Raw genomic sequence first — 13585 nt, 5'->3', positions numbered from 1 at the left:
GCCGATGAAGAGCGCAGCCGAGCGGGTCGGGCCGGGTGTGGCGGCCGGGGTGACCGATGAGATGATCCACGACCTAGTGCATGCCTTCTACGCCCAGGTGCGCCGCGACCCGGCGCTGGGGCCGATCTTCAACCGGGTAATCGGCGACGGCTGGGACCCGCACCTGGCGCGGATGTGCGATTTCTGGTCGTCGGTCCTGCTGATGAGCGGCCGCTTCAAGGGCCAGCCCATGGTCGCCCACACCCGCATCGCCGGGATTCGCGGGACCCACTTCGCCCGCTGGCTGCACCTGTTCCAGCAGACCGCCGAGGCCCTCTGGCCGCCGGAGGCCGCAGCCCTGGCCGTGGCCAAGTCGCAGATGATCGCCGAGAGCCTGCAGCTCGGCATCGCCGCCAGCCGCGGCGAACTGCCGGGCCTGCGCTGAGTTGCGCCCGCCATCCTGGCGCCGCTCGGAGCCCCTGGGGACCGAACACATTTGATGAGGCGGCGCGCCTCGCGACAGGCTAAGCCGAAGGCGCGTGCGCCGTTCGGGCCGTTGCGGAGGAATGCGGAATGCAGGCGAGCGCCGACGGCCAGGTCATGACGAAGCGACCTTCGGCCCTAAGCCTCGCCGCCGTGGCCCTCGGCAACGCCCTCGAATTCTATGACTTCCTGACCTTCTCCTTCTTCGCCGTGCAGATCGGCCACTGCTTCTTCCCGGCCGGCCAGGCGGGCAGGGGGTTGAGCCTGACACTGGCGACCTTTGGCGTCGGCTTTCTCACCCGGCCGCTGGGCGGGCTGGTGATCGGGCGGCTGGGCGACCGGTTGGGGCGCCGTCCGGCCATGGTGGTGTCGTTCAGCCTGATGGGCGTGGCCATCACCGGCCTGGCGCTGACGCCCGGCTACGCCCAGATCGGCCCGGCCGCACCGGTGCTGCTGGTCGCCTTCCGCCTGTTGCAGGGCTTTGCGCTTGGCGGGGAGATCGGCCCATCGACCGCCTATCTGGTCGAAGCAGCCCCGCTGCACCGGCGCGGCCTTTACGTAGCGGTGCAGGACACCACCCAGTACGCCGCCTCATTGGCCGCGGGCCTGGTCGGCTTCGGCCTTTCCAGCGCGCTTTCACCGGCGGCGCTCGACGCCTGGGGCTGGCGGTGCGCCTTTCTGGTCGGGGCTGCGGTGATCCCGATCGGGCTGGTGCTGCGCCGCCGCCTGCCGGAGACCCTGGCGGCGCCCGGCGAGGAGGGCGACGCCGCCCAGACGGCCAGGCCGCCGCTGCGGCTGATTATCCTCGGCCTGGTCATGATCGGCTCGGCCACCAGCTGCGCCTATGGCCTGGACTATATGACCACCTACGCCCAGGACAGCCTGAAGCTGCCGGTCAGCCAGGCGTTCGGCGCCACCATCGTGCTCGGCGTCTGCGGCCTTCTGGCCTCGCCAATCGCGGGTCTTCTCTCCGACCGGCTGGGGCGCAAGCCGGTGATGATCAGCGCGGGCGCCGTGATGGCGATCCTGGTCATCCCCGGCTTCATGGTGATGAGCCGGCTGCATTCGGCGGTCTCGGTCTATGCCGTGGTCGCGGTGCTCACCGTGCTGCAGGAGATCGGCAGCGCCCCGGCCTTCATCACCGTCACCGAGTCCCTGCCGCGGCGCATCCGCTCCGGCGGCCTGGCTCTGATCTATGCCGTGGCGGTCGCGGTCTGCGGCGGCGTCGCCCAGTTCGCTATAAAGGCCCTGACCGATGCAGCGAAGAGCCCGCTCGCGCCGGCCTGGTACATGCTGGGCGCGCTCCTGGTCGGGCTGACGGCCCAGGCGCTGGTGGCCGAGTCAAATCCGCTCAGGGCGCGCCGCCGGGGGTGACGTCCCGCGTGTGTTTCCAGTCGTCGGCCAGGGCGCGCGCCACCGGTTCGCCGACGCGGTAAAGCGAGTCCAGCGCCTGGGGTTCGGCCGGGAAGCCGGCGCTGGCCTCCTGGGCGACGAAGTCGGCGGCCGTCACGCCCGGCGGCTGGACCGTGTAGTCGCTGGCGGCCCTCAGGATCAGCACCCGGTCCAGCCGCACCCGGCGGTCCCTGGCCAGGAAGGTCAGGGCCTGCATGATCCCGGTGTCTTCCTCGGCCGACATGGCGAACTGGCCTTTGCCGCCGGTCCAGTAGTCGACCCACCGCTCGGCCCAGTCGTTCATCCGCGCGCCGTACCAGGTGCGCGCCGACATCAGGCCTTCGCCCTCCAGCACGAAGGGCGGCCTGGCGCCGGCCCCGGCATAGGGCGCCCGCAGCCGGGCCAGGGCCGGATCGTCGGGCAGGGTGAGGTTGCGGGTCCTGGAAAAGGCCCAGTCGACCAGCCTGGGGTTCAGCGCGTAGGCGACGTTGCCGTCGGCATTGTGCGCGTTGGGCGCCGGCTGCTCGTAGGGGCGGGTGCGGCCATAGGGCAGGATGCCGGTCGGCCAGTCGGCCGGCATGTCGCGCGCGTCCAGCTCCTGCGCCAGATCCCCATCCACCACCCAGCGCGCCCAGGCGGCGGAACCGACGGACCCGATCTTGGGATCCACCCCCGCTGTCCCGGCGACGATCCAGTAGGCGTGGCTGAGGTCGAAACGGGGGTCGGTCCCCAGGGCCATGATCGAGGCGGCGGCGCGGGCCGTGGCCATGCCGGTCAGGATCGCCAGAACATGCCGCTTGGGGTCGTATTGCAGGGAATGGACGCCCACCGGAAACGGCAAGGCCTGGCTCAGCGGCCATCGCGCCTGCCAGGCGTGCAGCTCGCCATGGTCTTCGCCGCCACGCGTGGATTCCCAGGTGGTGACGACCACGACCCGCACTTCGGTCCTGTGGGGCATGGACGCCAGAGCGCCGCCCGCCAGGCTCAAGCCCGCGAGAACCGCGCCAATCCGCAAGGTCAAACGCTGCAGCCAGTCCATGGATTCGCCCCTCCGACTCGCCTCTTGGCTAGCATGGTCAGGCCCGCGTCAGCGAGGCGCTGGAGACATCGTGAGCCGGTTGCGGTTCGAAATCGCCTTCAAACGGGCGCCCTCCCCGCGGGCGCATGACGCGCGATCCGGGTGGCATCGCCCCGTGCTACTGAAGAGATATTAGAAAAAATTATAAAGTGTTTGAATTTTCAACAACCTAAGAGTGCTGAATCTGCGATTAACGAATGTTGGAGGACACTTGTTAATGACGATTGTGCGAATCTGAATGCTCAATCGTGCGAAGTAGTATGGCATCGAAATGCTGAAATATTTGACACCATACTCCGAGTTTTCGCGGTCGAAATCTGGCTCGGTCGCGATCGTTTTCGCATTGTCGATGCCGGTTATTGCGGCCGGTGCGGCGCTCGGCCTCGAGGTCGGGTCCTGGTATTACGACCAGCTCAAGCTGCAGCAGGCCGCCGACGCCGGCGCCTACGCCGCGGCGATGGAGGATCGGGAAGGCGCTTCGTCCGGGGTGATGTCCTCGGCCGCCCAGGCTGCGGCGGCCAGCGACGGCTTCACCACCGTCACCGACACCTTCACCATGAACACCCCGCCGACCTCCGGGCCGAACCAGAACGCCAACTCCGCCGAGGTGATCCTGAAGCGCCAGGAGACTCGTTATTTCTCGGCTGTGTTCAGCTCCACGCCGGTCTATGTGACCGCCCGCGCCGTCGCGACCTTCACCACGGCCGCCAATGCCTGCGTGCTGGCCCTCGATCCCAGCGTCAGCCAGGCGGTCTATTTTTCCGGCAGTTCGACGGTCAGTTTCAGCGGCTGCAATGTAATGGCCAATTCGATCTCGAATTCGGCGATCTACAGCCAGGGGGCCACCACCGTCACTGTGCCCTGCCTGATGAGCGCCGGCGGCGTGGCGCTCAACGCGCTGGTCACCCAGACGAGCTGCAAGTCGGCCATGACCAACCTGGCTCCGGTGGCCGACCCGTTCCGCAGCGTGCCGGAGCCGACCGTCAGCGGCAGTTGCCAGCCCTCCAGCGGCAAGACCCTGCAGCCTGGACGCTATTGCGGCGGCCTCGCCCTGAACGGGACGGTCAACCTCAAGCCGGGCGTCTACATCATCGATGGCGGCTCGCTGACCGCCAACGGCAGCGCCAACATCACCGGTTCCGGCGTCACCTTCTTCCTCGCCAACAACGCCTCGCTGACCTTCAACGGCAACGCCTCGCTGAACCTCTCGGCGCCGACCAGCGGAACCTATTCCGGCATGCTGTTCTTCGGCAGCCGCTCCAACACCAGCTCGTCGCTGATCAAGCTGAATGGCACCGCCGGCTCCGTCATGACCGGCGCGATCTATTTCCCCAGCCAGCCGGTCTCCTATCTGGGCGACATGGCGGGGGCCAATGGCTGCACCCAGGTGGTGGCCCTGACCGTGGCCTGGAGCGGCAACGCCAACCTGGCCGCCAACTGCACCGCCTACGGGATGAACAACCTGCAGGTCGGCGGCGTCGTCAAGCTCGCGGAGTAAACGGATGCGCATCGTTCACTGGATGAAGAGCTTGGCGCGGCGCGGCGGGGCAGGCTGGCGCGACGAGAAGGGGGCGGCTCTGGTCGAGTTCGGCCTGATCGCGCCGGTCATCGCCGTCATCGTCCTGGGGGTGATCAACGGCGCCACCCTGATGCTGGCCTACAACGCTATGCGCACCGGGGTCACCGCCGGCGCGCAATATGTGATGAGCGGCGGCCAGGACCTGCCGACGGTGCAGACCGTCGCCATGTCGGCCTGGTCGGGCCACAGTTCGAGCGCCAGCGTCACCGCCACCAAGATGTGCCTATGCGGCTCGTCAAGCTCCGATTGCTCGGTGCTGTGCCCCGATCAGAGCGTTCCCCAGGCCTTCATCACCGTCAGCGCCTCGGAAACCTACAGCGGACCGTCTGGAACCCAGCCGATCGCCACCCAGGAGCAGGTCCGTATCCGATGATGCGCCAGGCGCGCAGGCGAGGGGGCAAGGGGTTCGCGGCGGATCGCTCCGGCGCGACGGCGCTGGAATTCGCGATCCTCTCGCCGGCCCTCATCATGATGATATACGGCATCTTCGACATGGGCCTGGCGCTTTATGCCGGCTCGGCGGTGCGCAGCGCCGTGCAGAACGCGTCGCGCACGCTGATCACCTATCCCAACACCTCCGCGGCGACCATCCAGGCCTCCGCCCAGGCCCTGCTGGTCGACGTGCCGGTCAACAACCTGTCCGTCAGCATCACCCAGCAGACGATCAGCGCGGCCGAAACGGTCGAGCGGGTCAGTTGGACCTACAAGTACCAGCTCTCCATCCCGCTCGTGCCCGACCAGTGGCTGGTGTTCGATTCCAGCCTGGTGGTGCCCCTGCCGCCCAGCAACTAAGGCCGCCAGCTTCCGTCAGGTCACGCTTGCCGCGCGCCCTTCCGCGCGTAGGTTGGCGCAAACCGAGATGTGCAGGGAGCAAGGACATGACGCCGGCGGACGATCTGGGCGCGCGAGCGCAGGCGGCTCCGCCGCCGTTCAAGCCCCTGCCGATGAAGGGGCCGGACGTCTCGGTCGAGCGCCGCGCGGACGGCTCAATCCTGATTTCCTCCAACCATCCGCCGGGCGAAGGGCCGGTCTCCATCGCCCGCCTGCTCGCCGAGCGCGCCGCCGCCCACCCCGATCGCCCCTTCATCCGCCAGCGCGAGCCTGGTCACGGCCCCTGGCGCGAGGTCGGCTATGGAGCGGCGCTGCGGACCGCCGAGGGCGTGGCCCAGGCCCTGCTGGACCGCGGGATGGGCGCGGGCGACAGCGTCCTGATCCTGTCCGGCAATTCCATCGAGCACGCCCTGGTCATGCTGGGCTGCTACACAGCCGGAGTCCCGGCGGCGCCGATCAGCCCGGCCTACAGCCTGATGTCGCAGGACCTGGCCAAGCTGAAGCACTGCTATGGCGTGGTGCGCCCCAAGGCCGTGTTCGCCCAGAGCGGCGCCCAGTTCGAGCGCGCGCTCGCCGCCTTGCGCGCCCTGGACCCCGGCCTTCTGGTGATCACCGCTGATGGCGCCGGCGAGGGCGAGATCGCCCTGGGCGACCTGGCGACGACGGCGCCCACGCCCGCGGTCGAGGCCGCCCGCGCCGCCCTCGGCCCCGCCAGCGTGGCTAAATACCTGTTCACCTCTGGATCCACCGGCTTGCCCAAAGGGGTGCCTCAGACCCACGGCATGATGGCGGGGGTGATCGCCGGCCAGGAGGGGCTGCGCGACGAAGTTCCGGATCCGGATCAGATCCCCGTCTCCCTGGAATGGATGCCTTGGAGCCACATCTCGGCCGGCAATATCGGCTTCAATGGCAACCTGTGGGCTGGCGGCATTCTGCACCTCGACGAGGGCAAGCCCCTGCCCGGCATGTTCGAGACCACCATCAAGAACCTCTATGAGGTCTCGCCCATCGTGTTCGGCTCGGCGCCGATCGCCTTCGGCATGCTGGCCGAGGCCATGGAGCGCGATCCGGTCCTGCGCGCCTCGTTCTTCAGGAACCTGCGCTACATGGGCTATGGCGGCGCCACCCTGTCGAACGATGTCTATGAGCGCATGCAGGCCCTGGCCATCGCCGAGACCGGCAAGCGCATCCCGCTCACCACCATGTACGGCGCGACCGAGACCCAAGGCATCACCGTGGTCCACTGGCTGGCCGAACGGGTAGGCCTGGTCGGCCTGCCGTTGCCGGGCATCGTGCTCAAGCTGGTCCCCAACGGCGGCAAGCTCGAGGTGCGGGTCAAGGGGCCGACCGTCACGACCGGCTATCATAATGACCCGGAAAAGACCGCCGCGGCCTTCGACGAGGAAGGCTTCTACAAGCTGGGCGACGCCGCGCGTTTCGTCGATCCCGACGAGCCCGCGCAGGGCCTGGTGTTCGACGGCCGGGTGACCGAGGACTTCAAGCTGGACAGCGGCACCTGGGTTTCGGTGGGGGCGCTCAGGCCCGACCTGATCGCGGCCTGCAGCCCCTATGTTTTCGATGCGGTGATCACAGGCCAGGACAAGGCCTTCATCGGCGCCCTGGTCTGGCCCTCGCCGGCGGCGATGCAGACCCTGGCGGCGCAAGGCGGAAATCCGTTGGAGACGCTGGCCGCAGCGCTTCGCGAGCGCCTCAGCGCCTTCAACGCCGGCGCCGGCGGCTCTTCACGCCGCATCGGCCGGGTGCTGGTGATGACCGAGCCGCCCTCGATCGACGCTGGCGAGATCACCGACAAGGGCTACGTCAATCAGCGCGCCACCCTCGAGCGCCGCCACACCCTGGTCGAGGCGCTACATGCCGAGCCGCCCGGGCCCGGCGTCATCGTCCTCTGAGGGAGGGTTTCATGGAGACCCTTTCGGCGCCGGTTCGCGAGGTGGCCCCGGCCCACCGCTTCGACGAGGGCAAGCTGGAAGCCTATCTGAAGCCGCGCATCGATGGCTTCGGCGAAGGGATGGTGGTGCGCCAGTTCCAGGGCGGCGCCTCCAACCCGACCTTCCTCCTGACCACCGAGACGGCGGCCGGACCTCGCCGCTACGTCCTGCGCAAGAAGCCGCCGGGCCAGCTGCTCGCCAGCGCCCACCAGGTCGATCGCGAGTACCGGGTGATGAAGGCGCTGGAGGGCACGGGCGTGCCGACCCCGGTCATGCGCCTGCTCTGCCAGGACGAGGCGGTGATCGGCACCGCCTTCTACGTTATGGACTATCTGCAGGGCCGGGTGTTTCGCGACGCCACGCTGCCGGACTTGGCGCCTGCCGAGCGGGCGGAGGTGTATGACCAGCTCAACCTGGTCCTGGCGCGACTGCACGGGGTCGATCACCAAGCGGTCGGACTCGGCGACTACGGCAAGGCCGGCGCCTATTTCGAGCGCCAGGCGGCCCGCTGGATCCGCCAGTACCGCGGCGCCGAGACCGAGACCATCCCGGCCATGGAGGCCCTGATCGCCGCCTTGCCGGAGCGTATTCCCGAGGATGACTCCGTCTCCATCGCCCACGGCGACTACCGGCTGGAGAACGTGATGTTTCACCCGACCGAGCCGCGGCTGATCGCCGTGCTCGACTGGGAGCTCTCCACCATCGGCCACCCCCTGGCCGACATCGCCTACAACGCCTTCATGTGGCGCTCGCATTCGCCGAGTTGGGGCTCGCTGGACGGGGTCGACTTCGCGACCAGCGGCATTCCGACCGAGGAGGCCTATGTCGACGCCTATTGCCGGCGCACGGGGCGGGCCGAAATCCCCCACTGGAACTTCTACATGGCCTTCGGGATATTCCGCCTGGCTTCGATCTCGCAGGGCGTCTACCGCCGGACCCTGGACGGGGTGCTGGCCAGCGAGCGCGAGGCGATCAACGGCGCCCCGCCCCTGGCCGCCCAGGCGCTGGAGATTCTGGAGGGGAGGGGCTGAACCCCGCCGGCTTCACGCCGCGCTCGATCTCGGCGCATTGGCAAGATCGGGGTGACGGCCCTTGCGCACGTCCCGGGCCGCGACGCCGTAGGCGTGGCGGTGCCAGCGCGAGAAGGTGCTGAGGCTGGAGAAGCCCAGCAGCTCGGCGATCCTGGTCAAGGAGCGGCTCTGATCGCTCATCTCCTCGGCGATCAGTTCCCGCCGCACCCGCTCCACCAGGTCGGTGAACGAGCAGCCTTCAGCAGCGAGGCGCCGGTGGATGGTGCGGCGATCGACCCCCTGGCGCTGGGCGGCCTGGTCTATGCCGCAATGGCCGGTGGGCAGGAGGCGAGCGATCATCTCGCTCATAACATCGACCGCGCTGGCTCCGCCGCTGCGGGCGTTGGCCAGGGCATGGCGCTGGATCACCGCCATTACGCCGGGGTCGGCGGCCTGGATCGGCCGCTCCAGGTCGGCGGCGTCGATCGCCATGCCGCTGAAGCCATGGTCGAAAACGACCTCGCCGAACAGCCGCCGATGCGCGGAGACATCCTGGGGCCGCGGGCAGCTGAAATACGCGGTCTGGGGCCACCAGCCCTCGCCCAGCAGCCAGCGAAGCAGGCGCAGGCACATGCCCATCACCAGGTCCTGGTCCAGGCTGTCGTTGCGCAGCTCGGGATCCAGGATCAGCGGCTGGAACAGCACGAGGTCGCCCTTGCGCTCGACCTTGATCAGCAGCGAGTTGTTGCGGCTCTTCAGCCGGTCCTCATAGACCTCCAGGCCTTCGGCGACCGTCGCCTGGCGCAGGGCCCACAATACCGGCGGCCCAAGCATCGAGGGCTGGAAAACCTCGGCGATCACCAGGGGTAGGTCGCGGCGACCGGACGCTTCCACGCCAAGGTGCAACAATTGCGCGACCGCTGCGGCCGGAACCCGGGTTTCCTGATCGTCGAGCACCACCGGGTCGATCCCGGCGCTCCGCATCAGCCCTGCCCAGTCGAGACTCAGCAGGTTGGCCGCTTCGACAAAAGCCCGGAGTATGCCGGCGCGCAGGAAGCGCTGGCGCAGACTGACCGGCCGGCCCGATTTGGTTGTGGATTCGATTTCTCTTACTGACAAGGCGCAGCACCTATCTTACGCGCCCCCCGGCGCAGATCGTCCAACACCTAGCGTCGTCTTGTATTTATTGTTGTTAAGGACACGTTTGTGGCGCTCGGTGCGAGCATCAATAGTTACCAAAACCTGGGGGCGATCAAGCGGGTTGAACTCATCGGGGGTGCGACAAAATGGAACGTCTTGGCGATGCCCGGCCACGATGGTTCCATTGCTGTGCCAATGCGTCGCACAGGCGGGACTGGACTTGGGCCGGCTTATCGGCCGCCGGCCGACTGCGGCTTGGTTAATTATCTGAAATAATTGGATAAATTTAGGCTGAGATTCGACGCTTATTGGGAATGGGGCCCTACAAAAGGGGCGATTTCGAGGCTGCGCCCGAGCGGGTGGGTGAATCTCAGCGATTTCCGCTCGTCCTGCGTGGCGACCACAACAGATTGTGGCTGCGGATGGCTTGACCCACAACAAATGAGATTCGTTTCCCGGATCGACGCTATTCCAGTCTCGCCAGGCAAAGCTTTCGGCGGTTTCAGGTGGTCCGGACGGCCGGGGTGCGCACGGAATGTCGCATTGTTAACCATAATTCCGGCCGGCAATACTCAGGTCACGACGTCGGGGAGATGCGACGTCCCAGGCAGATATCACAGTTTTTGACGGTTCTGTTTCGTCGCTTTGCTTATCTTGAACAGTGTTGTTCGGGTATTCGGCGCGCGGCTACAGGCCTGAAGGAAGAGGGGCGCAGCCATGGACTGGAATGAGGAACGCACGGCCCAACTGACCAAGATGTGGCTCGAGGGCATGAGCGCCAGCCAATGTGCGCGCCAGCTCGGCGGTGTCAGCCGCAATGCTGTGATCGGAAAGGTTCACCGCCTGGGCCTCGACAGCCGCCAGGCCCCCTCGCGGCCCCGTTCGCTGGGCGGCCGCCCCGCCGGCTCTGGCCGCGCCGCCGCCAACGTGGTCCAGGCGCACCGCAGCGCCACCACCGTCCCCACCATCACTCCTGCCCCGCGTCCGGCGCCTGTGGCGCCGCCGGTCAATCTCGAACTCAAGCCCACCACCAATCTTCTTTCCCTCGGCGGCCACGCCTGCCGCTGGCCGATCGGCGATCCGGGGACCAGCGATTTCGGCTTCTGCGGCCGACCGCGCGATGGCGTCGGATCCTATTGCGCCGACCACGCCCAGACCTCCCTGCGCCGCAAGCGCTCGGAAGCCGCGGTCAACGCCGAGGTCGAATACTGGCTGAAGCAGGCCAGCGACAACCGTCGTCGCCCAGACAGCATCGCCGTTCGTTAGCACCCCTGACGCCCGCCGCTGCCCCTCGAGCGGCGGGCGCCCTTTTTCAACCCATCATCCGCCTTTTGGGCGCCGCAGCTTGCGGTGTCAGGACCAGTTCGCGCCATGACCGTCATTTTCGTCGAGAACGCCGTCGAGAGCGGCAACATCGTCAAGATCATCGAGACCTTCGGCGGCCATACCATCCGCCGCGAACTGCGCCCGGGCGAAAACGCCCGTGTCTCGGTCAGCCGCTACAAGTCGATCGTGGTGGAGGAGGTCAGCCTGAACGACTCCACCGCTCAACTGCCCGGCGCCGACCGCTGGCAGGGCCAATCCGACACCTGGCCGTCTTTCCTGCAACGCCGCTGCGGCTGAACCTTTCGCGGTTCTCGGAGCCACGCCGCCGAGCGCTTCGTTCGGCCCTTGCCGTGAGTGGGCGACCGGGCTATACGCTCGCCCTCCCTGGCCTGGATGCGTAGCTCAGCGGGAGAGCACCTCGTTCACACCGAGGGGGTCACAGGTTCAATCCCTGTCGCATCCACCAGGTTTTTCAAAAGGTTAGGTCGAGAACGGTCACCTGATCTCCCCTTTGCCCCACGAAGCGCTCCCCAAAACGCCTTTCTGAGCCACCCGGATGGCCGCGGAATCGCTCACGTATCCGATTGGCGACACCGGTCACGGATGCGAGTTTCTTGGGGCAACGCCGGCTCGGTGCTGACCGCGCGATCATAGGTTCCGCCAGATCACACGCCGGCTGGTCTGCCGTGCCTCAGGGCTTGAGTTGATCGGTGATGATCTCAGACCATCCGAAAATCCGCGAGCGGCCGTTTCGCCGAGGTTTGAGAGTTCGGGGTGCTTCCGCCGCCATGGCGGCGATCGGGCAGCCGATTTCAAATTCGGCGGCTTCCAACATGCATGGCCGAGGTCCGCCCAGTGAAGCGCTTGCTTTGAACTAGGGCTTACGCTTGGCGAGCGTGATGGCGTCGGGGCTCGGCCGGTGCGTCGCCAAACTCCACTCCGAGTATCCACACGTACTTCGCCTCGTGGATAAGAATGTCGCAGAAGCGTCTTCGCTGGTTTATCCCGTTATGGTATCGCTACCATAGCCCGGTTTGGCCCGAGCGGGAGCAAAGGCCGAGGCGGCCCGCAGATGCGTGGGCTTCGTGCTGTGAGGGTAGCCATGAAAGTATCGCGTCGCGCGGTGATCGCCGCGCTCTCGGCAGCGGCGACGACAAAGCCCGCCCTGGCGGGGCCGCAGGCCGGGGAGAATGTGCGGATCATAAATTTCGATGTTTCGAAAGCCGGCGATCCGGTAGACCGCTTTTTCGATCTCTCGATCGGCTCGGACTATCCGGGGACCCTGATCCGCCCTGACTGCCAGGCGCAGCTGAAGGCGATCATAAACGAGCTCGGCTTTCGCTACGTCCGCTTTCACGCCATCTTCCATGACGTGCTCGGAACAGTGCGCGAGGCCAATGGGAGGATCGTCTACGACTGGACCGGGATCGACCAGCTCTATGATGCGCTTCTGGCCAAGGGCGTGCGCCCGTTCGTCGAATTAGGCTTCACGCCCACTGCGATGGCGACCTCCCAGCAGTCCATCTTCTACTGGAAGGGAAACACGTCGCATCCGCGGCCCTCCGCGTGGCGCGATCTGGTTGACGCCTTCGTCCGGCATCTGCAGGAGCGCTACGGCCCTGATGAGGTGCGCCAGTGGTTTTTCGAGGTCTGGAACGAGCCGAATCTCGCCGGATTCTGGGAAGGCGCCGACCAAAAGGCCTATTTCGAACTCTACGATCTTACAGCACGGACCATTAAGGCGATCGATCCGGCGATCCGGGTGGGCGGCCCGGCGACCGCCGGCGCCGCATGGGTTCCGGAATTCCTCGATCACGTGGCCCAGAGCGGCTCGGCCGTCGACTTCGTCACCACTCACACCTACGGAGTCGACGGTGGTTTCCTCGATGAGAATGGGAAGGCTGACACCAAGCTCTCGACGTCGCCGGACGCGATCGTAGGCGACGTTCGACGCGTGCGCGAGCAAATCAGCGCGTCGGCCTTCCCGAACTTGCCGCTCTATTTCAGTGAATGGAGCACCAGCTACACGCCGCGCGACCCGGTCCACGACTCTTATATCAGCGCCGCGTACATTCTGGAGAAGTTGAGACGGTCGCAGGGACTGGCGCAAGGTATGAGCTACTGGACCTATACCGACCTCTTCGAAGAGCCGGGACCGCCGCCAACGCCATTCCACGGTGGCTTCGGTTTGCTTACCCGCGAAGGCGTGCGTAAACCCGCCTATTTCGCCTACAGATACCTTCATGCCGTGCGCGGCCGCGAGATCGCCTGTGCGGATGACCGGGTCTTTGCGGCAGTGGACGATGATCGCGTGGCGGCGCTGGTCTACGATTGGACCCAGCCCGACCAGAAGGTCAGCAACCGGCCCTTCTACACCCGGCTTCATCCGTCCGCCCCGGCTGCGCCGGCACGGCTGCGTCTGGCTGGCCTAAGGCCAGGTGCATATCGGCTACGGGTGCGTCGCACCGGCTACAGGGCTAACGACGCATATAGCCGCTACCTCGATATGGGGGCTCCACAGGCGCTTGAACCTACGGAACTCAAGGCTTTGCAGGATCTGACTCGGGACCTGCCGGAGACGGACCGCATTGTCCAGATCGCCCGCGGCGAGACGCTGTCAGTTGATCTGCCCGTACGCACCAATGACATTGTCCTCGTCGAGCTGGAAGGTCCGCGCCGGACGGCCGAGCAGGCGGCAGGTTCAAGTTGAGCTCGCATCGGCCATGTGGGGCAGCAGGCCGCCGATAGCCGTCGTCCGAGCGAGGCCGCCAGGGCTCAAACAATCGGGCTTTTTGGGCGCGGTGCGGAGGGCGATTGT

At 66.8% G+C, this 13585-nt stretch carries 13 protein-coding genes and 1 tRNA gene; 11 read left to right on the top strand and 3 right to left on the bottom strand.

The annotated features are described in order from the left end of the window. Positions 1–4 precede the first annotated feature (4 nt). Positions 5–424: a group III truncated hemoglobin gene (locus tag KCG34_RS05785; RefSeq protein ID WP_211939442.1), complete on the top strand. Its 420-nt coding sequence runs from the start codon at positions 5–7 to the stop codon at positions 422–424. A gap of 128 nt (positions 425–552) precedes the next feature. Next, a complete protein-coding gene (locus KCG34_RS05780; protein ID WP_211939441.1) occupies positions 553–1836 on the top strand; it encodes an MFS transporter in 1284 nt (427 codons plus the stop codon). Here the strand turns inward: KCG34_RS05780 and KCG34_RS05775 are convergent. Next, entirely contained in the window at positions 1814–2893 is a 1080-nt protein-coding gene (locus KCG34_RS05775) for a purine-nucleoside phosphorylase (RefSeq protein ID WP_211939440.1), read from the bottom strand. The two genes, KCG34_RS05780 and KCG34_RS05775, sit on opposite strands and share 23 nt — an antisense overlap. Before the next feature lie 388 nt (positions 2894–3281). Here KCG34_RS05775 and KCG34_RS05770 point away from each other — a divergent pair, with 388 nt between their 5' ends. From KCG34_RS05770 to KCG34_RS05750, 5 genes are all read left to right on the top strand, one after another. Continuing rightward, positions 3282–4430 (top strand): pilus assembly protein TadG-related protein, encoded by a 1149-nt coding sequence (locus KCG34_RS05770; protein WP_211939439.1) that lies wholly within the window; start codon positions 3282–3284, stop codon positions 4428–4430. 4 nt (positions 4431–4434) lie between these two features. After that, positions 4435–4884: a TadE/TadG family type IV pilus assembly protein gene (locus KCG34_RS05765; RefSeq protein ID WP_211939438.1), complete on the top strand. Its 450-nt coding sequence runs from the start codon at positions 4435–4437 to the stop codon at positions 4882–4884. Beyond that, positions 4881–5303 carry a TadE/TadG family type IV pilus assembly protein gene (locus KCG34_RS05760; RefSeq protein ID WP_211939437.1) on the top strand — a complete coding sequence of 141 codons (423 nt, stop codon included), beginning with the start codon at positions 4881–4883 and terminating at the stop codon, positions 5301–5303. The genes KCG34_RS05765 and KCG34_RS05760 overlap by 4 nt, the downstream gene beginning before the upstream one ends. A gap of 86 nt (positions 5304–5389) precedes the next feature. Continuing rightward, on the top strand, positions 5390–7252 hold the full coding sequence (locus KCG34_RS05755) for an AMP-binding protein (protein ID WP_211939436.1): 1863 nt from the start codon (positions 5390–5392) through the stop codon (positions 7250–7252). 11 nt (positions 7253–7263) lie between these two features. After that, on the top strand, positions 7264–8322 hold the full coding sequence (locus tag KCG34_RS05750) for a phosphotransferase family protein (RefSeq protein ID WP_211939435.1): 1059 nt from the start codon (positions 7264–7266) through the stop codon (positions 8320–8322). A 12-nt stretch (positions 8323–8334) separates the two neighbouring features. Here the strand turns inward: KCG34_RS05750 and KCG34_RS05745 are convergent, their stop codons facing one another. After that, a complete protein-coding gene (locus tag KCG34_RS05745) occupies positions 8335–9420 on the bottom strand; it encodes an AraC family transcriptional regulator (protein ID WP_211939434.1) in 1086 nt (361 codons plus the stop codon). Between the two features lie 738 nt (positions 9421–10158). On the opposite strand from KCG34_RS05745, the gene KCG34_RS05740 reads away from it, so the two are divergent. From KCG34_RS05740 to KCG34_RS05730, 3 genes are all read left to right on the top strand, one after another. Next, a complete protein-coding gene (locus tag KCG34_RS05740; protein ID WP_211939433.1) occupies positions 10159–10707 on the top strand; it encodes a GcrA family cell cycle regulator in 549 nt (182 codons plus the stop codon). A gap of 105 nt (positions 10708–10812) precedes the next feature. After that, positions 10813–11064: a hypothetical protein gene (locus KCG34_RS05735; RefSeq protein ID WP_211939432.1), complete on the top strand. Its 252-nt coding sequence runs from the start codon at positions 10813–10815 to the stop codon at positions 11062–11064. A gap of 94 nt (positions 11065–11158) precedes the next feature. Then, a tRNA-Val gene (locus KCG34_RS05730) sits at positions 11159–11233 on the top strand. A gap of 225 nt (positions 11234–11458) precedes the next feature. Here the strand turns inward: KCG34_RS05730 and KCG34_RS05725 are convergent. After that, positions 11459–11602 (bottom strand): hypothetical protein, encoded by a 144-nt coding sequence (locus KCG34_RS05725; RefSeq protein ID WP_211939431.1) that lies wholly within the window; start codon positions 11600–11602, stop codon positions 11459–11461. A 267-nt stretch (positions 11603–11869) separates the two neighbouring features. Here KCG34_RS05725 and KCG34_RS05720 point away from each other — a divergent pair, with 267 nt between their 5' ends. After that, positions 11870–13477, top strand: a complete 1608-nt coding sequence (locus KCG34_RS05720; protein ID WP_211939430.1) for a GH39 family glycosyl hydrolase — start codon at positions 11870–11872, stop codon at positions 13475–13477. Positions 13478–13585: the final 108 nt, after the last annotated feature.

This window comes from Phenylobacterium montanum (assembly GCF_018135625.1).
Classification (GTDB): domain Bacteria; phylum Pseudomonadota; class Alphaproteobacteria; order Caulobacterales; family Caulobacteraceae; genus Poindextera; species Poindextera montana.
This window is presented reverse-complemented; position numbering and strand designations above follow the sequence as displayed.

Coding starts and splice junctions, on each gene's coding strand:
- KCG34_RS05785 (WP_211939442.1), top strand. CDS start 5: ATGAAGAGCGCAGCCGAGCGGGTCGGGCCGGGTGTGGCGGCCGGGGTG.
- KCG34_RS05780 (WP_211939441.1), top strand. CDS start 553: ATGCAGGCGAGCGCCGACGGCCAGGTCATGACGAAGCGACCTTCGGCC.
- KCG34_RS05775 (WP_211939440.1), bottom strand. CDS start 2,893: ATGGACTGGCTGCAGCGTTTGACCTTGCGGATTGGCGCGGTTCTCGCG.
- KCG34_RS05770 (WP_211939439.1), top strand. CDS start 3,282: ATGCCGGTTATTGCGGCCGGTGCGGCGCTCGGCCTCGAGGTCGGGTCC.
- KCG34_RS05765 (WP_211939438.1), top strand. CDS start 4,435: ATGCGCATCGTTCACTGGATGAAGAGCTTGGCGCGGCGCGGCGGGGCA.
- KCG34_RS05760 (WP_211939437.1), top strand. CDS start 4,881: ATGATGCGCCAGGCGCGCAGGCGAGGGGGCAAGGGGTTCGCGGCGGAT.
- KCG34_RS05755 (WP_211939436.1), top strand. CDS start 5,390: ATGACGCCGGCGGACGATCTGGGCGCGCGAGCGCAGGCGGCTCCGCCG.
- KCG34_RS05750 (WP_211939435.1), top strand. CDS start 7,264: ATGGAGACCCTTTCGGCGCCGGTTCGCGAGGTGGCCCCGGCCCACCGC.
- KCG34_RS05740 (WP_211939433.1), top strand. CDS start 10,159: ATGGACTGGAATGAGGAACGCACGGCCCAACTGACCAAGATGTGGCTC.
- KCG34_RS05735 (WP_211939432.1), top strand. CDS start 10,813: ATGACCGTCATTTTCGTCGAGAACGCCGTCGAGAGCGGCAACATCGTC.
- KCG34_RS05725 (WP_211939431.1), bottom strand. CDS start 11,602: ATGTTGGAAGCCGCCGAATTTGAAATCGGCTGCCCGATCGCCGCCATG.
- KCG34_RS05720 (WP_211939430.1), top strand. CDS start 11,870: ATGAAAGTATCGCGTCGCGCGGTGATCGCCGCGCTCTCGGCAGCGGCG.